General features: G+C 51.4%; 18 protein-coding genes. 8 read left to right on the top strand and 10 right to left on the bottom strand.

From position 1 onward, the window contains the following. Window positions 1-12: 12 nt before the first annotated feature. From maiA to mhbT, 4 genes are read right to left on the bottom strand one after another with little or no spacing between them, the layout of a single operon-like run. A complete protein-coding gene (maiA, locus tag OGV71_RS14325; protein WP_071697493.1) occupies window positions 13-657 on the bottom strand; it encodes a maleylacetoacetate isomerase in 645 nt (214 codons plus the stop codon). A gap of 8 nt (window positions 658-665) precedes the next feature. Further along, the gene (locus OGV71_RS14320) at window positions 666-1,367 is read right to left on the bottom strand and encodes a fumarylacetoacetate hydrolase family protein (RefSeq protein ID WP_016150651.1); all 702 of its coding nucleotides are present in this window, start codon (window positions 1,365-1,367) and stop codon (window positions 666-668) included. A gap of 15 nt (window positions 1,368-1,382) precedes the next feature. Further along, on the bottom strand, window positions 1,383-2,420 hold the full coding sequence (gene gtdA, locus OGV71_RS14315; protein ID WP_204583437.1) for a gentisate 1,2-dioxygenase: 1,038 nt from the start codon (window positions 2,418-2,420) through the stop codon (window positions 1,383-1,385). 11 nt (window positions 2,421-2,431) lie between these two features. Continuing rightward, window positions 2,432-3,790, bottom strand: a complete 1,359-nt coding sequence (gene mhbT / locus OGV71_RS14310) for a 3-hydroxybenzoate transporter MhbT (RefSeq protein WP_048232382.1) — start codon at window positions 3,788-3,790, stop codon at window positions 2,432-2,434. A gap of 126 nt (window positions 3,791-3,916) precedes the next feature. Between mhbT and OGV71_RS14305 the strand changes: the two genes are divergently transcribed. The 8 genes from OGV71_RS14305 to preA all read left to right on the top strand — a co-directional run bounded on the left by OGV71_RS14305 (window position 3,917) and on the right by preA (window position 10,880). Continuing rightward, the gene (locus OGV71_RS14305; RefSeq protein WP_003027378.1) at window positions 3,917-4,825 is read left to right on the top strand and encodes a LysR substrate-binding domain-containing protein; all 909 of its coding nucleotides are present in this window, start codon (window positions 3,917-3,919) and stop codon (window positions 4,823-4,825) included. Between the two features lie 131 nt (window positions 4,826-4,956). Then, entirely contained in the window at window positions 4,957-5,355 is a 399-nt protein-coding gene (locus OGV71_RS14300; RefSeq protein ID WP_003027379.1) for a CidA/LrgA family protein, read from the top strand. After that, window positions 5,352-6,047 carry a CidB/LrgB family autolysis modulator gene (locus OGV71_RS14295; RefSeq protein WP_003027380.1) on the top strand — a complete coding sequence of 232 codons (696 nt, stop codon included), beginning with the start codon at window positions 5,352-5,354 and terminating at the stop codon, window positions 6,045-6,047. Before OGV71_RS14300 ends, OGV71_RS14295 begins: the two co-directional genes overlap by 4 nt. Window positions 6,048-6,195: 148 nt before the next feature. After that, window positions 6,196-7,080, top strand: a complete 885-nt coding sequence (cdd, locus tag OGV71_RS14290) for a cytidine deaminase (RefSeq protein ID WP_003027381.1) — start codon at window positions 6,196-6,198, stop codon at window positions 7,078-7,080. Window positions 7,081-7,214: 134 nt separating this feature from the next. Next, complete coding sequence (gene sanA / locus OGV71_RS14285; protein WP_003027383.1) at window positions 7,215-7,934, top strand: outer membrane permeability protein SanA; 720 nt, start codon at window positions 7,215-7,217, stop codon at window positions 7,932-7,934. A gap of 2 nt (window positions 7,935-7,936) precedes the next feature. Next, entirely contained in the window at window positions 7,937-8,176 is a 240-nt protein-coding gene (locus OGV71_RS14280; protein WP_003027385.1) for a DUF2542 family protein, read from the top strand. Window positions 8,177-8,409: 233 nt separating this feature from the next. After that, a complete protein-coding gene (locus OGV71_RS14275; protein ID WP_204583436.1) occupies window positions 8,410-9,651 on the top strand; it encodes an NAD(P)-dependent oxidoreductase in 1,242 nt (413 codons plus the stop codon). Then, the gene (gene preA / locus OGV71_RS14270) at window positions 9,645-10,880 is read left to right on the top strand and encodes an NAD-dependent dihydropyrimidine dehydrogenase subunit PreA (RefSeq protein WP_057063021.1); all 1,236 of its coding nucleotides are present in this window, start codon (window positions 9,645-9,647) and stop codon (window positions 10,878-10,880) included. The genes OGV71_RS14275 and preA overlap by 7 nt, the downstream gene beginning before the upstream one ends. A 57-nt stretch (window positions 10,881-10,937) precedes the next feature. On the opposite strand, the gene mglC is transcribed toward preA, so the two are convergent. From mglC to folE, 6 genes are all read right to left on the bottom strand, one after another. Then, window positions 10,938-11,948 (bottom strand): galactose/methyl galactoside ABC transporter permease MglC, encoded by a 1,011-nt coding sequence (gene mglC, locus OGV71_RS14265; protein ID WP_003027393.1) that lies wholly within the window; start codon window positions 11,946-11,948, stop codon window positions 10,938-10,940. Window positions 11,949-11,963: 15 nt separating this feature from the next. Further along, window positions 11,964-13,484, bottom strand: coding sequence for a galactose/methyl galactoside ABC transporter ATP-binding protein MglA (gene mglA, locus OGV71_RS14260; RefSeq protein WP_003027396.1), 1,521 nt, complete (start codon window positions 13,482-13,484; stop codon window positions 11,964-11,966). Between the two features lie 71 nt (window positions 13,485-13,555). Next, window positions 13,556-14,554 carry a galactose/glucose ABC transporter substrate-binding protein MglB gene (mglB, locus tag OGV71_RS14255; RefSeq protein ID WP_003027399.1) on the bottom strand — a complete coding sequence of 333 codons (999 nt, stop codon included), beginning with the start codon at window positions 14,552-14,554 and terminating at the stop codon, window positions 13,556-13,558. Between the two features lie 292 nt (window positions 14,555-14,846). Continuing rightward, window positions 14,847-15,872 carry an HTH-type transcriptional regulator GalS gene (gene galS, locus OGV71_RS14250; protein ID WP_003027402.1) on the bottom strand — a complete coding sequence of 342 codons (1,026 nt, stop codon included), beginning with the start codon at window positions 15,870-15,872 and terminating at the stop codon, window positions 14,847-14,849. 144 nt (window positions 15,873-16,016) lie between these two features. Next, on the bottom strand, window positions 16,017-17,174 hold the full coding sequence (gene yeiB / locus OGV71_RS14245; protein ID WP_061548540.1) for a DUF418 domain-containing protein YeiB: 1,158 nt from the start codon (window positions 17,172-17,174) through the stop codon (window positions 16,017-16,019). Window positions 17,175-17,188: 14 nt separating this feature from the next. Further along, window positions 17,189-17,857, bottom strand: coding sequence for a GTP cyclohydrolase I FolE (gene folE, locus OGV71_RS14240; RefSeq protein WP_003027410.1), 669 nt, complete (start codon window positions 17,855-17,857; stop codon window positions 17,189-17,191). Window positions 17,858-17,907: the final 50 nt, after the last annotated feature.

Raw genomic sequence — 17,907 nt, 5'->3', positions numbered from 1 at the left:
TCGTTCTCCTTATCAGGCTGGAATTTTGTCTTGTTGATTCTCGGGCGCAGCGGCGATAAACGCCGGAAGCTGGGTACAGGCATCATATACCGCCTGACAGCGTGGATATCCGCTCAGATCGCAACCCATCCGCAACGCGTTTGCCCACTGCGGGATCAGACAGCAATCCGCCAGCGTCGGTGCGTCCCCCACGCAAAACGTCCCCGAGTGACTCTGGCGCAGCATCTGTTCCACCGCGCTTAACCCTTGCTGGATCCAGTGGGCATACCAGCGTTTTTTATCTTCTTCACTGACCTTTAGCTCTTCGCTCAGGTAGCGCAGCACCCGTAGATTGTTTACAGGGTGAATATCGCAGGCGATGGCATAAACGATTTCCAGCACCTTACTACGCGCCGGGAAATCGGCGGGCAGCAGCGGCGACTGTGGAAAGTGATGATCCAGCCAGTCGGTTATCGCCAGAGACTGCCCGAGTGATTCTCCGTCATCGGTCACCAGCGTCGGCACCAGCCCCACCGGGTTCATCCGCCGGTAGGCCAGTTCGTTCTGCTGACCAATGCGAATATTGACGCCCACCGTCTGGTAATCGAGCCCCTTCAGCGCCAGCGCAATGCGTACACGATATGACGCGGAGCTATTAAAGAAACTGTACAGCTTCATTATCCACCTCAGACAATCTTCACGGCGATGGGGGTTAAACCGTCTACGTTTCCGGTGATCACATCCCCTTTCACTACCGCCCCTACGCCTTCGGGTGTACCGGTGTAGATCAGATCGCCTGGCTGCAGTTCGAAAAAGCCTGACAGATAGCTGATGGTTTCATTCACAGACCAGATGAGGTGGCGAATATCGCTACGCTGGTGATCGTCGCCGTTGACCTGCAACCAGATTGGCGCATGGTTAACATCCACACTTTCGCTGGCTTTATGCAACGGCGCGATGGGCGCGGAGAGATCAAACGCTTTGCCGATTTCCCATGGACGCCCCATCTGACGCATCTCCATCTGCCGGTCACGGCGGGTCATATCCAGACCGGTGGCATAGCCCCAGATATATTCGTGCGCTTTTTCCAGCGGAATATCGCTGCCCTTTTTACCAATCGCCACCACCAGCTCTATCTCATAGTGATAGTTATCGGTCTGCGATGGGTACGGCAGTTCAAGGATCTGACCAGCTGCCACCGGGACTATCGCATCAGCAGGTTTACAGAAGAAGAACGGGGGTTCGCGATCCGGATCAAAGCCCATTTCACGCGCATGAGCGGCATAGTTACGGCCCACACAATAAACGCGGCGTACGGGAAATTGTTCATCACTACCAACCACCGGAACGGTAACAGGCGCTTGTGGTTCGAATACATATTGCGTCATTTTCTCTCTCCCAAATTAATAGCGTGCTTCACGGAACAGCCCCAGCGCTTCCTGAACCGGTCTGTCCGAAAAACTGAATAAGACGGTATCTTCATGGGTCTGGAACGACACGCCGTGCCAGGTCGGCACCACAAAAATATCTTTTGGCGAAAAGTTGAAGGTCTCGTTACCGATGGTGACCTGCCCACTTCCTTCCACCACGTGATAGATAGTGCTGTCAGTGGTACGCGCCATTCGTGAGGAAAAGCCCTGCGGCAACAGTTGCAGGAAGGTTCCCATCGAAGGCATGGGATAACCGCCGGTTACCGGGTTGACGTAACGCATCTTGTAACCGTCCCACTCATCGGCGTCGCCCATACGGGTCAGGTCATGTAGCGCTTCACGGCTGCGATCGTAGCGATAGTTAAAAATCGGCGATGAGTTACCCTTCTGATGGCGCAGCGGCAGCATATTGGCCGCGTAGCGCGGTAAGTAATCCCCTTCCTGGCGCGTGACCGGCTGCTGATCTTCCGGGTAGTCTTCCGCAAAGCCGCAGCCCAGCAGGTTCACCAGCGGCAGATCCAGACCGTCCAGCCACACCACCGGTTCACTGCCCGGGTTGCCGTGATCGTGCCAGCGCCACTGCGGCGTCAGAATAAAATCGCCTTCATGCATCTGGGTGCGCTCACCATCCACGGCGGTAAATGCCCCTTTCCCTTCGACAATAAAGCGCAGCGCAGACTGGTTGTGGCGGTGACTCGGCGCAACCTCGCCCGGCATAATTAACTGCAATCCTGCGTACAGCGTTGGGGTGATTGAAGACTGTCCGCGCAACATTGGGTTTTCCAGCACCAGCACGCGGCGAATCGCCTCTTTCGCGCCAATCAGATCGCCACTTTCTAACAGCAGAGGGCGGATCTCCTGATAGTTCCAGTGCGCAGGCGCGCAATGTGCGTTCGGTGTTGGCGGCACCAGGCGGTGCAGCGACTCCCACAGAGGGGTCAGATTCTGCCCGGAAATATGCTGGTAAAACTGCTGACGGCTGTTCTTAACATCCTGATTCAGTTCAGACATAGGGATTCTCCTTATTCATTCACAACACCTGCGCGAGGCAGAGTATTTGAGGCAGAGGCCGACTGGCGGATAACAACCGTCAGCAGCGTAAGCATCACCGCGCTGATGGCCGCCGGGACGGCAATAATGAAAAACAGGTTATCGAATGAGAAATTCATCGCCATCATCACGCCGCCGGAAAGCGAGCCGACAATCGCGCCGCAGCGCCCCACCGCATTAGACCAGCTGACGCCCGTCGCCCGGCTTTGTGTCGGATATAGCGTGGCGGTTAACGCATTTAGACCAACCTGAGAACCGCTAATACCAATGCCGGTGCCAAAAATAGCCAGAGCCATCAACCACAGACCGTTCTCGCTCAGGCCAATCATGACGATGCACACTGCGCCCAGTGCATAACTCACGGCCAGCACGCGGAAAGGATTGTATTTATCCATCAGCATGCCCAGCGCCAGCGCCCCCAGCGTTCCTCCAATCTGGAAGGCGGCAGTTACCCATGAGGCATGCTGCAGATCAATTCCACGATGGTTTAACAGCGTTGGCATCCAACTGGAGAGCAGATAAATAATCAGCAAGCTCATAAAGAACACTACCCATAGCATCAGAGTAATGGGCAGCTGTCGCCCGACGAACAGCTGGCGAATGCTTCCTTTAGCAATCGCGGTGCCCTCGTTGAGATAAAAATGGGTAGTGTCATAACGTTCCCGGGTGATGGCGCTAACGGTTCTGGCAATCACGTTTTGCGGCAGTTGGCGACGAACCTGCCAGCGCGGGGATTCCGGAAGCGCAAACAGCAGAGCCACAAACAGCATGAGTGGTAGAACGCCTCCCAGCACCAGAATGCCGTGCCAGCCAATGACCGGCACCAGTTGCGCGCTCACAATTCCACCCATCGCCGACCCCAGGGTAAATCCACAAAACATCATGGTCACCAGCGCGCCACGCCGCCGCGCTGGCAGGTACTCTGACGTCATGGTGATGGTATTTGGCATCGCGCCGCCCAGACCTAACCCGGTAAGAAAGCGCAAAATAACCAACGTTTGTAGATCGGGAGAAAAAGCCGAAATCAGGCTCAGAGCGCCGAACAGCGCCACGCAGAGTTCAATCACCCGTTTGCGGCCAAAACGGTCAGACAATGGGCCGCAGAGCAATGCGCCAGCGGTTAGCCCCAACAGGCCTGCGCCAAACAACGGCGCCAGATCGCCGGCAGTCAGCTGCCAGTGAGTACGAATGTCGGGAGCGATAAAGCCAATAGCTGCGGTATCAAATCCGTCGAGCATGACGACCAGAAAACAGCAAATGATAACGCGCCACTGGGTCTTACCGACGGGAGCGGAATCGATCAGTGCTTGTAGATCACGTTGATGAGTCATAGTGAATGCCTCAGTGCAGGTAGAGTAGATGTCTGTTTTGTTTTAGGTATGTTGCGACTTTGTATGTTTGGAGATGAAATGTACAATGGCTTTTCATGCAGAGGCATAACCTGGAGGTTATAGCAAATGGCAAACTGGGCGCAGAAACTTAAGTTGCAACACCTGCAAACGCTTATCGCGCTGGGCGAACAGGGAAATCTGACTCACGTCGCACGGATGATGAATATCACCCAGCCAGCGTTGTCAAAATGGTTATCACAGCTCGAAGATGAGATTGGCATCACCCTCTTTGAACGTCATAGCAAAGGCTTGCGTCCTTCCGAAGGCGGCAAACTGCTACTGCAGCATGCCCAACGCCTGCTCAATGATATGGAACGTTCGCAATATGAAATCGCCCGTTTTAAGCAAGGCGGCCTGGTGGGAAGTCTGAAGATTGGCTGCTCACCCGTGGCGACCGACTGCGTTTCAATGGCAATACTGGGTTTGCTCAAAGAGTTGCCAACCCTGAACCTTAATATCGAAGAGAAAGTGATGACCCCGCTGCTGCACGATCTGCTCGCGGGTTCGGTGGATGTCGTCGTCGGTCGCGTCGGTGGCCGGGCGCTTCAGTTGCCGCTCAATTACCAGGTGCTGTATACCGAGCCGGTCTGTTTCGTCGCCCGTCCCGATCATCCCTTGGCAAAATATCCCTTGCTCACCTGGCACGATCTGGCGAACTGGCGCTGGATTGTCTGGCCGACAGGAACCCCTATACGGATAAGCATTGATAACGCGCTGGTTGATAACGGCGTCATGTTGCCGGAAAACATCATTGAATCGGCGTCGATCAACGTCAGTACCAACCTGCTGCAAAGTAGCGATATGATCTCTATTCTTTCTTTGCGTCTGGCACAACGGTATGCCGCCCAGGGACAGCTGGCTATTCTGAATCTGCCGAAGATTGAACAAAAAGGCAGCGTCGGCGTATTCTGGCGCAACAACGAAACACCTACTACCGCCCTGAATCGTTTTTTGTATTATCTGGCACAGGCTTAGCGCGGAGAGTTAGGGCCATCGCCCGATGTTCCAGATATCTATTTCCTCTATGCTTAGAATTCATGATGTGATCGGTAGCACGTTTTTAAGTTTAATTGTATGATGAATCAGTCTCGTCAAGGGTTTCAACTATGAGCAAAGCACTGAACGTTATCTGGCAATATTTGCGCGCATTCGTCCTGATTTATGCCTGCCTCTACGCAGGTATTTTTCTTGCGTCGCTACTTCCTATCACCATTCCGGGCAGCATTATCGGCATGCTGATTCTGTTTGTCTTACTGGCTTTGCAGGTGTTACCGGCAAAATGGGTTAACCCTGGCTGCTACGTGCTGATTCGTTATATGGCCCTGCTGTTTGTCCCGATTGGCGTGGGGATCATGCAGTACTTTGACCTGCTCCGCGCACAATTTGGTCCGGTAGTGGTGTCCTGTACCATCAGTACGCTGGTCGTTTTCCTGGTGGTGAGCTGGAGCTCGCACATTGTGCACGGTGAACGCAAAATCGTTGGGCAAAAAGGGTCTAAAGAATGATGTCGTATATCTGGTGGTCGTTACCTCTTACGCTGGCGGTATTTTTTGGCGCACGTAAGCTGGCTGCACGATTTAAAATGCCGCTATTGAACCCGCTGCTGGTTGCCATGGTGGTGATTATTCCCATTCTGCTGCTGACCGGCATTCCCTACGATCACTATTTCAAAGGCAGCGAAGTACTGAACGATTTACTGCAACCTGCCGTGGTCGCGCTGGCCTATCCGTTATACGAACAGCTGCACCAAATTCGCGCCCGCTGGAAATCAATCATTGCTATCTGTTTTGCCGGGAGCGTTGTGGCAATGGTAACAGGTACAACAATCGCTTTGTTGATGGGCGCATCACCGCAAATTGCCGCGTCTATCATGCCAAAATCGGTCACCACGCCTATCGCTATGGCCGTGGGAGGCAGTATTGGCGGCATTCCGGCTATCAGCGCCGTATGCGTTATTTTTGTCGGTATCCTAGGGGCAGTATTTGGTCATACGTTGCTTAATGCGATGCGTATTCGCACCAAGGCCGCTCGGGGGCTGGCAATGGGCACCGCGTCGCACGCCCTGGGTACCGCACGCTGTGCAGAACTGGACTACCAGGAAGGCGCGTTTAGCTCTCTGGCGCTGGTTATTTGCGGCATTATCACCTCGTTGGTTGCCCCATTCCTGTTCCCGATTATTCTGGCGGTGGTAGGTTAACCTTCATTTATTAGCTGTTTATTTGCGATGCGTTGCACATTTTTCATTTAAGTTTCATAAGTTGCATACACAATGAGATTTAGATCACATATAAAGCCATAACAGGTCCGTAAACTACGATTCCATTACATTGTTATGAGGCATCGCCATGCATCCACGTTTTCAAACTGCTTTTGCCCAACTCGCGGATAACTTGCAATCAGCCCTGGCCCCTGTTCTGGCGGATGCGCATTTCCCCGCCATGCTGACTGCTGAGCAGGTCTCTTTGCTGAAACGCGAATCGGGACTGGACGAAGACGCGCTGGCATTCGCTCTGCTGCCGCTGGCTGCGGCCTGCGCACGTACTCCACTGTCCAATTTCAACGTTGGGGCTATTTCTCGCGGCATCAGCGGCAACTGGTACTTCGGTGGGAACATGGAGTTCCTGGGCGCGACCATGCAGCAAACTGTTCATGCCGAGCAAAGCGCTATCAGCCACGCCTGGCTGCGCGGTGAAAAAGGGCTCGCCGCCATCACCGTCAACTACACGCCGTGCGGACACTGTCGCCAGTTTATGAACGAACTAAACAGCGGACTGGATTTACGTATTCATCTGCCGGGACGTGCGCCACACGTACTACGCGATTATCTGCCAGATGCCTTCGGCCCGAAGGATCTGGAGATTAAAACGCTGCTGATGGACGATCAGGATCACGGCTTCGCACTGCAGGGCGATGCGTTGACCCAGGCAGCAATCACCGCTGCCAACAGATGTCATATGCCGTACAGCAAATCCCCAAGCGGCGTGGCGCTGGAGTGTAAAGATGGTCGTATTTTTAGCGGCAGCTATGCTGAAAATGCCGCTTTTAACCCAACCCTGCCACCACTGCAAGGCGCGTTGAACCTGTTGAATCTGAACGGTTATGATTATCCGGATATCCAACGCGCCGTGCTGGCTGAAAAAGCCGATGCGCCGTTAATTCAGTGGGATGCGACATCTGCCACGCTGAAAGCACTGGGCTGCGACAATATTGAGCGCGTGCTACTCGACTAAGTCGTGTTGCCCGATGGCGTAACGTCATCGGGCAACAGTGACTAAAATCCCCTCAATCAGATTACTGTTTCTTGCGCTACGTCTTCCGGTACAGTAGCCTGATTGAAATTCCATCCAAATAACGAGTTTTCTGCATGTTAAAGCGCGTGTTTTACAGCCTGTTAGTCCTGCTGGGCTTGCTGCTTTTGACTGTGCTTGGACTCGATCGGTGGATGAGCTGGAAGACTGCTCCCTACATTTACGACGAACTGCAGGATTTACCCTACCGCCAGGTAGGTGTGGTTCTGGGCACGGCGAAGTATTACCGCACCGGCGTCATCAATCAGTATTACCGCTACCGCATTCAGGGCGCATTGAACGCCTATAACAGCGGGAAGGTAAACTATCTGCTGTTAAGCGGCGACAACGCGCAGCAAAGCTACAACGAACCCATGACGATGCGTAAAGATCTGATTGCCGCAGGCGTCGATCCCGCTGACATCGTGCTTGATTACGCCGGGTTCCGAACGCTCGACTCCATCGTGCGTACCCGTAAGGTGTTCGATACCAACGATTTCATCATTATTACCCAGCGATTCCACTGTGAGCGTGCCTTGTTTATTGCGCTCCATATGGGTATCCAGGCCCAGTGCTACGCCGTACCTTCGCCAAAAGATATGCTCACCGTGCGGGTACGTGAATTTGGCGCCCGTTTTGGCGCACTTGCCGATCTCTACATTTTTAAACGTGAACCCCGCTTTTTAGGCCCACTGGTCCCTATCCCAACCATGCATCAGGTACCGGACGATGCACAGGGATATCCGGCAGTCACGCCTGAACAACTGCTCGAATTACAAAAGAAACAAGGAAAATAAGCATGGATGTACAAACCCTTTTCGTCGTGTTGGCCTTTCTGCTCATTCCCGTGTTTTGTTTTCGTGAAGCCTGGAAAGGCTGGCGCTCGGGAGCCGTAGATAAAATTAAAAAGAATGCGCGCGAACCGGTTTTCGCTTATCGCAATCAAGAGCCGCTGCAATTTTGGTCTTACGTACTGGTTTATGCTGGATGCGGGTGCTTATCCTTCGGTATGGTTATTTACTTAGTTTTTTATCGATAACGCATTTGCCTTTATATTAGCGTTTGAGAATAGCTAATATTTTGATAATAATTACCATTTCAAGATAAGGGATTAATGCTGCCCGTCAGCATTTCCCTCAAACTATCTTCTATTTGTGAATCCTTTCACAGAATACTCTTCCTGCAGTGCTTAGCCTTAAGAATAGCCTTTCACTTTTTATATTTTGTTATTAACGGTTTGCCTTAATTTACTCAAGCATTAAGGAAGAAAATATGCCACAACAAAATTATCTGGATGAGCTCACGCCTGCTTTTACCCCATTATTAGCAATAAAAGAGGCTTCCCGCTGTTTATTATGTCACGATGCCCCCTGTAGTCAGGATTGCCCGGCGCAAACCGACCCGGGGAAATTTATTCGCTCCATTTATTTCCGTAATTTTAAAGGCGCAGCCGAAACTATCCGCGAAAATAATGCGCTCGGTGCGGTGTGCGCTCGAGTTTGCCCAACCGAAAAATTATGCCAGCGCGGGTGTACGCGTTCAGGAATTGATAAACCTATTGATATTGCGCGTCTGCAGCGCTTTATAACCGATTTTGAACAGCAGACCGCGATGAAAATATATCAGCCAGCAACAAAAACGCTGGGCAAGGTCGCCATTATCGGTGCAGGTCCGGCAGGATTACAGGCCAGCGTAACGCTGAGCAATCTTGGTTATGACGTAACCATCTTCGAAAAACAGGCTCAGCCAGGCGGCTGGTTGCGCTATGGCATCCCAGAGTTTCGTTTGCCGCATTCGGTTTTGGATCATGAAATTGCCCGTATCGTTGAAATGGGCGTGACCATCAAGTGCAATTGTGAAGTCGGCAATGCCCTTTCCGTTGAGCAACTCAAAGCAGAATATCGCGCCGTACTGGTTACCCCAGGTATGTCTTACGGCTCAACATTGCCTCTTTTTGAGAAAGCGAATCACGTTGAAATTGCCGTCGATTTTCTGCAACGCGCCCGGCAATCAAGCGGCGATATTACCGTCGCCAAAAGTGCATTGATCATCGGCGGTGGCGACGTGGCGATGGATGTCGCCAGTACGTTGAAACTGCTGGGCTGCCCGTCAGTCACCTGTGTCGCGCGTGAAGAACTGGCTGATTTTCCGGCCAGCGATAAAGAATTCAGCAGCACCCAGGCATTAGGCGTGTCGATTATTGACGGTTTCACGCCCGTGGCGGTAAGAGGAAATCAAGTTACCTTTAAGCACGTACGCCTGCCAGGCGAACTCATGCTAGAAGCCGAGCACATTATTCTTGCCGTCGGTCAACACGCTCAGCTTGATAATTTCGCCACGTTAAAGCCACAGCGCAATCTTATCAATACGCAAAACTACCAAACCGCCGATCCGGTTCTGTTTGCTGCGGGCGATATTGTTGAAGGCGATAAAACGGTCGTTTACGCCGTGAAAACCGGAAAAGAAGCCGCTCAGGCCATTCATCACTATTTAGAGGGAGCTTGCTCATGTTAACGAAAGATCTTTCTATTACCTTTTGCGGCGTCAAATTTCCCAACCCGTTCTGCCTCTCTTCCTCCCCGGTGGGCAACTGTTATGAAATGTGCGCCAAAGCCTATGATAGCGGTTGGGGCGGCATTGTTTTTAAAACGATCGGTTTCTTTATTGCGAATGAAGTCTCCCCACGCTTTGACCATCTCAGCAAAGAAGATACCGGCTTTATTGGCTTCAAAAACATGGAGCAAATTGCCGAGCATCCGCTGGAGGAGAATCTGGCTGCTATTCGGCGACTGAAACAAGACTACCCGGATAAGGTTCTGATTGCGTCGATCATGGGGGAAAATGAGCAGCAATGGCAGGAACTGGCCCGCCTGGTTGAAGAAGCGGGTGCAGATATGATCGAGTGTAACTTCTCTTGCCCGCAAATGACCTCGCATGCTATGGGCAGCGATGTAGGACAAAGCCCTGAGCTGGTTGAAAAATACTGTCGGGCGGTTAAACGCGGTTCGCCCCTGCCAATGCTGGCTAAAATGACACCAAATATTGGTGATATGTGTGAGGTGGCGCTGGCGGCAAAACGCGGAGGAGCCGACGGTATCGCGACCATCAATACGGTTAAATCCATCACTAATATCGACCTGAACAGGAAAATCGGGATGCCGGTCGTCAACGGTAAATCCAGTATTTCCGGCTACTCCGGCAAGGCCGTTAAACCTATTGCTTTGAGATTTATCCAACAACTACGCATGCACCCTGAACTGCGGGATTTTCCGATTAGCGGCATTGGAGGAATTGAGACCTGGGAAGATGCCGCCGAGTTTTTACTGTTAGGCGCGGCCACGCTGCAGGTGACCACCGGGATCATGCAGTATGGATATCGGATTGTGGAGGACATGATCAGCGGGCTGTCACATTACCTCGCCGATCAAGGGTTTGACTCACTGGAGGAGATGGTGGGTCTGGCCAATGCCAATATCATCCCCGCCGAGGAGCTTGACCGTAGCTACATTGTCTATCCGAACATCCATCTTGATAAATGCGTCGGCTGTGGTCGTTGCTACATCTCCTGCTATGACGGCGGGCATCAGGCGATGGAATGGAATGAGGAAACCCGTACACCGCACTGCAATACAGAAAAATGTGTGGGATGTTTATTGTGCGGTCACGTTTGCCCGGTAGCCTGTATTGATCTGGGCGAGGTGAAATTTAAACCCGGAGAGAAAGAACATGCGTTAACGTTGTAACGCGGATAAAAAAGCCCGGTGCAGGTTGCGCTGCTCCGGGCTTTTTACGTTGTACGATTACTTCTTACGCGCGTACTTCAGTGAGTCCAGCGCGACCGCGAAGATGATAATGCCGCCCTTGATAATATACTGCCAGTAAGGGTTTACGCCGATGTAGGTCAGACCGTAGTTGATGACGGTGAAGATAATCACACCGGTCACCACGCCAAACACGGTACCTACCCCGCCGCTGAACGACACGCCACCAACCACGCACGCCGCAATCGCATCCAGCTCATACATAAAGCCGAGGTTGTTGGTCGCCGAGCCGATACGCCCGGCTTCCAGCAAACCACCGAAGGCATAGAACACGCCAGACAACGCATAGATAATCAACAGGTTCAGCGCAACGTTTACCCCAGACACTTTCGCAGCTTCCGGGTTTCCGCCGATGGCGAAAATGTTTTTACCGAAGCGGGTCTTGTTCCACAGCACCCACACAAAGGCCACGGCAATCAGCGCGTAGAAGGTGATGTAGGAGAGTCGGAAACTGCCCAGTGCAATAAAGCCCTGTGCAAAGGTTGAAAATCCGCTGTCAAAGCCAGAGATTGGCGATGCACCGACGAAGTCGTAGTACAGGGAGTTGATCCCGTAAACGATAATCATCGTACCCAGGGTGGTAATAAACGGCGTCACGTTCAGGTAAGCAATGATAATACCGTTCACCAGACCGATAATGGCACCAATCACGCAGACAATCAGCACCACTACAATGATCGGCATCGTCGCCATTTCCGGGAACACCTTGTTGGCATTCTCCATCGACTGCAACAAAGTCGCTGCCACCACTGCCGCCAGGCCAACCTGACGCCCCGCCGACAGGTCGGTCCCTTGGGTAACAATCAGTCCAGCCACACCCAATGCGATAATAATACGCACCGAGGATTGTGTGAGAATATTACTCAGGTTTAGTAAGCTTAAGAAAGTGGGATCCTGGAAAATAATAATCGCCAGCAAAACCAAAAGAACAACGTAAATTCCGCCTTCTTTCAGGTAAGTAAGAAAACTTTTCTTATTTAACGCACTCATGAGGAGCCCCTAATCTTAAAGGTGCAAAGACGCAAGACGGAGGATTTCGTTTTGCGTTGTTGTTTTAGTGTCAACAATTCCGGCAACGAGACCATTGCTCATCACCAGAATACGATCGGTAATACCCAGCAGCTCCGGCATTTCAGAGGAAATAATAATAATCCCCTTATCCTTTTTCGCGAGTTCAGCAATTAACTGGTAAATTTCAAATTTCGCGCCAACATCGATTCCACGCGTCGGTTCATCCAGCATCAGAATTTCTGGCTGCGTTAATAACCAACGACCAATAACCACCTTTTGCTGATTACCGCCAGAAAGTGAACCGATTTGCGTACGATGGCCCGGTGTTTTCACCCTCATGGAGTCAATTACCCACTGGGTGTCACTCTTCATGCGGGAATTATCCAACAGACCGACTTTGTTTTTGTAATTTTGGATATTAGAAATTAACGAGTTAAAACCAATGTCCAGATACGCATAAATACCGGTTGAGCGGCGCTCTTCCGTGACCAGCGCAAAACCATGGTTGATGGCTTCATTTGCACTGTGGTTATTAATCTTTTTGCCGTGTAGCGTAATTGTACCCGATGATTTCTCACGAATACCAAAAAGCGTTTCAACAATATCCGTGCGTTTTGCACCCACCAGACCGGCAATCCCGAGAATTTCCCCTTTGTGTAAATCAAACGAGATATCACGAATCGACGGCTGACGCAGCGAGGTCAGGTTACGCACTTGCAGAATGACTTCACCAGGTTTGTTTTCTTTATCCGGAAAACGTTGGTTCAGTGAACGCCCTACCATCATGGCGATGATCTTATCCATATCCAGCCCTTCCAGCGGCTGGGTCGCAATCCACTGGCCGTCGCGTAGAACGGTAATTTCATCACACAGCTGGAAGATTTCTTCCATTTTGTGAGAAATATAAACAATACCGCATCCACGCTCTTTCAGCTTACGGATGATGGTGAACAGATGATTAACTTCTTTCTCGGTTAACGATGACGTTGGTTCATCCATGATGACGATTTTGGCGTCATAGGAGAACGCCTTCGCAATTTCAATCATCTGCATTTGTGAAACGGATAATGTGCCGACGCGCGCACGCGGATCGATATCAATATCCAGTTCATCAAATATCGCTTTGGTATCGCGGTACATTTTTTCCTGATCGACAAACATGCCTTTGGTGGGATAGCGTCCCAGCCACATGTTGTCCATCACAGAGCGTTGTAATACCAGGTTTAATTCCTGGTGTACCATCGAAATACCATTCTCAAGCGCTTCCTTAGCAGAATGAAAGTCGATTTCTTTACCCTGAAATAAAATACTGCCGGAATCTTTTTGATAGATGCCGAAAAGACATTTCAATAATGTTGATTTCCCCGCGCCATTCTCCCCCATTAAGGCGTGAATAGAATGCGGACGGACTTTTAAATTGACATTATCAAGCGCCTTAACGCCGGGGAAGGACTTGTTGATGCCGGTCATTTCCAACAAGTATTCGCCTGACGACTGAGTATGTGTGCTGACCATAATTATACCTTGTTGGCCTTGCAGAGTGCGTTATTAAGGGCGCAATGAAATTGCGCCCACAGACGGAGTATTTACTTATTGGTGAACTCGGCCAAATTATCTTTATCGACACCTACGTACGGAACGCGAACAATCTTGTTCTCAATTTTCCAGTTAGTGCCATCTGCCGCACCTTTGCCATCAGCCAGGTTTTTCGCCAGATCAAAGGTGGCTTTCGCCTGGTTATTAGCATCGTTCAGCACGGTACCGGCCATAGCGCCAGATTTCACCAGCGCCAGTGCTTCTGGCAGGGCATCCACGCCAAATACCGGTACGCTGGTTTTATTGTGTGCCTTCAGCGCTTCAACTGCGCCCATTGCCATCGCATCGTTGTTGGCGATAACGACTTCGATTTTGTTCGCGTTCGGACCGGACATCCACGCATCCATCTTATCTTTCGCCTGAGCGGTATCCCACATTGCAGTATCTAACTGCAGTTGCTCAGTTTTAATGCCTTTGTCGTTCAGCTCTTTAATCACGTAAGTAGTACGTGCTTCAGCATCCGGGTGTCCCGGTTCGCCTTTCAGCAGAACAAACTGAATTTTGCCGTCTTTGTTCAGGTCCCAGTTCGGGTTAGCTGCCCAGTGTTTGGCAATCAAATCACCCTGAATAATACCGGACTCTTTAGAGTCAGTACCGACGTAATACGCTTTGTCATAGCTGTCCAGCGCCTTGCGAGAAGGTTCTTTGTTGAAGAACACGATCGGTACGTTCTGTCCGCGTGCTTTTTCAATGACCGTGCCTGCAGCTGCCGGGTCAACCAGGTTAATCGCCAGTGCTTTAACGCCTTTTGCCAGCAGCACGTCGATCTGATCGTTTTGTTTGGACTGGTCGTTCTGCGAGTCGTTCATCAGCAGTTGTACATCTGGCGCCGCTTTGGCATCTTTTTCAATAGCCTTACGTACCACTGACATAAAGTTATCGTCATACTTATAGATAGTCACACCAATACGGGTATCAGCAGCGTGCGCAGCCGCGCCGAATAACATGCTTGCCATTACAGCAGACAGGGTCAACACCTTCTTATTCATGGTATCTCCGGTTTTATTATGCAGGGTAGTACTTGAGATAAATGCTCGGCAGGCAGAACGTTACTGAAGTGTTACTGAACGCCGAAGCTCACTTTTAAAAATATTTCTTCCGTGTCTGGCAACGCTCCCAAAACAGGCTTTAATTATCGTTTAAGGCAGCTATACCTCGATGAAAGTGATTATTCACCGTTACATAGTAGTTACAGCGCAACAAACAGTGTCATCATAGCTATCGCATTGTTAATATACTGTGAATTTACTCACATATTGAAAGCGGTTACATCGCGCTGCGTTATAAGTTAGTGATCGGTGCCGCATTCTGCCGCAGCGCCACTGAATGGCGACGTACCAGCGTCGGCATAAAGCAATGCGTCGCCTGCGGATCCAGCGTGCCAGCCGCGCCCTGTAGTGCAAGCTCCGTCGCCATTTTTGCCATAGAGGCAATGGGATAGCGCACGGTGGTTAGCTGCGGATCGGTGTAACGCGCGATGGGAATATCATCGAAGCCAATGATTGAAAGGTGTAATGGAATAGCGATACCGTTATCTTTTAGCGCGGTCAGCGCGCCAGCGGCCATATTGTCGTTATAAGCGAAGACTGCCGTCAGTTGTAAATTGCGCCCCAGCAGTTCCACCATCGCAGACTCTCCGCCCTGCATATCGGGCGAACCGGTGCCGACCCAACTTTCTGCCGCAACAATCCCCTGCTCTTTCAGAGCAGTTAACCACCCTTCTTTGCGCATGGTGTCATCTTCAATGCGATGGCTTGATGCCAGATAACCGATGCGTTGATGACCATTATTCAGCAACATACGGGTCGCCATTTTAGCGCCGCTGATGTTATCCAGGCAGACGCAACGGTGGGCGTAACCCGGTACCAGGCGATTGATCAGCACCATGCCGGGGATTTGATCCATAAACTCGGCCAGTTCCCGATCGCTCAGTGCTTTAGAGTGTACAATCAATGCGTTACAGCGTTGGCGAATCAACACCTCAATGGCATGACGTTCTTTTTCCGCCTCATGGTAGCTGTTGCCAATCAGGACATACTTCTGATGCTGCTGGGCAACCATATCCACGGCTTTTACCAGCGCGCCAAAAAACGCATCTGATACATCCATGACGACAACACCAATCGTATCGCTTACCTGCGTCGCCAGCGCTTGTGCGTTGGCATTAGGTCGATAGCCAAGCTGAGTGACTGCTTTCATTACCGCTTCACGCGTATCGGGACTCACCAGCGCACTGTTGTTCAGTACGCGGGAAACGGTCGCTACAGAAACGCCAGACTGCCGTGCCACATCACGAATGGTTACCATATTCACTGCCCTGTTTTAGATTGCGGCTGCCCGCAGACACCCCAGGCTGGGTATTTTGTCAGCACAATGAAACGGACTGCGTGAGTGATGTCACAGGAATGAAAGCGCTTACATCCATTTTGTTAATGAATGTGATCCAGATCGTTATCTGGATGTTCGCGGTAATGATGTCCCTGCAGCACGCAGGGTTAATTGACGCCACAGCCATTCCACCGGGCCCTGGCGGTAATAACGTAGCCATATCACGGAGAAAAGTAAGTTAATGACCCAGACCGGGATGACGAAATACAGCAGCTCCAGTCGGTCGAATTTCATAAATAAGCCGAATTGATAGAACAGCGTGGTACAGATTAAGGTTTGTAAAAGATAGTTGGTTAATGCCATGCGTCCCACACAGGCGACGGCAATGACCCATTTTAAACGGCTAAGCTGCGGCCAGAAACCGTACATCAGCGCGGCGTAACCAATGGTCTGCATCGGCGCTCCCAGCTCTCGCGGGGCTTGTAACAGGAAAGCACACCAGCGGTAGGCCCAGTCCAGATTCCACTGAGCGATGATAGCAGGCAGGTTTATCGCCATCCCAACGATGACCAGCAGCACGCCGGTACGTCGATAGTGCTGCAAACTGTACTGCCCTTTTAGCCAACCGCTGCGCATTAATGCCGCGCCGAGCAGCATCATCCCCGCCAGTTGCCAGCCGTACTGAGCACCCAACGCCAGCAAGCTATTGGACATCATATCCACGCGATTGCTGATTGCTTCCATTCCGCCGTTCACTTTCCAGTATTTTTCATACAGCAACGCTGAAGCATCCGGCGTCCAGGCGCGGCTGGTTTCGCTCCCGGAGATCACACCCAACAGCAGCAGTACGCCAACGCCCACCAGATACAGCAGCACACCAGTGTTAAATAAGCTTTTTACCGACGGCGCATCCCGGATCAGCCGCCAGCAAATCAGGCCGATCAAGCCATATGCCAGCAGGATATCGCCATCCCAGAAGAGTAAACCGTGAATAAAACCCAATAACACCAGCAGCGTAAGCCGTGACTGGATCCAGCGTTTACCGCGTGGGAGCAGCATTTGCAAACCGGCACCGAACAGCAGCGCAAACAGCGTGAGGAATTTTACCTGCGCAAAGAGATCGAGCAGCGCCCAGGTCCAGGCATCGGATAAGGTGATGTCGCCATACCACGCAGGATTGAGATATGCCGCCTTTGGCAAGCCAAAGGCGCTAATATTGAGAAGCAGGATACCTAGAATGGCGACGCCACGAATAAAATCCAGCGTGACATTACGCTCCATGGTTCCTGCCCTAATCAGTTGTGATGACGTACTGCGCGCAGGAATTCCTGACGCGTGTTCTGGCTGGACTTAAACAATCCACCAAGAGAAGTGGTGGTGGTCGCACTGGTCGCATCACGAATGCCGCGCGCTTTCACACAGTAATGCACCGCATCAATCGACACCGCCACATTATTCGTCCCGAGCAGCGTTTGCAGCGCGGTGAGAATTTGCTGGGTCAGGCGTTCCTGTACCTGTGGGCGCTGGGCGAAGAACTGCACAATGCGGTTAATCTTCGACAGACCAATGACCGAATCTTTCGGAATATACGCCACCGTCGCTTTGCCATCGATAGTGACAAAGTGGTGTTCGCAGGTGCTGGTCAGCGTAATATCGCGGACCGTGACCATCTCGTCCACCTTCATTTTATTTTCAATGACGGTGATTTTCGGGAAGTTGGCGTAATCGAGGCCGGAGAAAATCTCATCGACATACATTTTCGCAATGCGATGCGGAGTTTCCATCAGACTGTCATCGCTCAAATCGAGATTGAGCAATTGCATAATCTCGGTCATATGGCCAGAGATAAGACGTTTGCGTGTTTCGTTATCCATCTCTTGCACGGGCGGGCGCAGCGGGGTTTCGAGACCACGCGCAACCAGCGCTTCATGAACCAGTGCCGCTTCTTTACTGAGTGATGACATTTCTTCTTCTCCTGCAGGTGGGGCGCCTCTGCCCTGCATGGGGCAAAGTT

It is taken from the genome of Citrobacter sp. Cf088 (genome assembly GCF_030334295.1).
In the GTDB taxonomy this organism is placed as follows: Bacteria; Pseudomonadota; Gammaproteobacteria; order Enterobacterales; family Enterobacteriaceae; genus Citrobacter; species Citrobacter freundii.
This window is presented reverse-complemented; position numbering and strand designations above follow the sequence as displayed.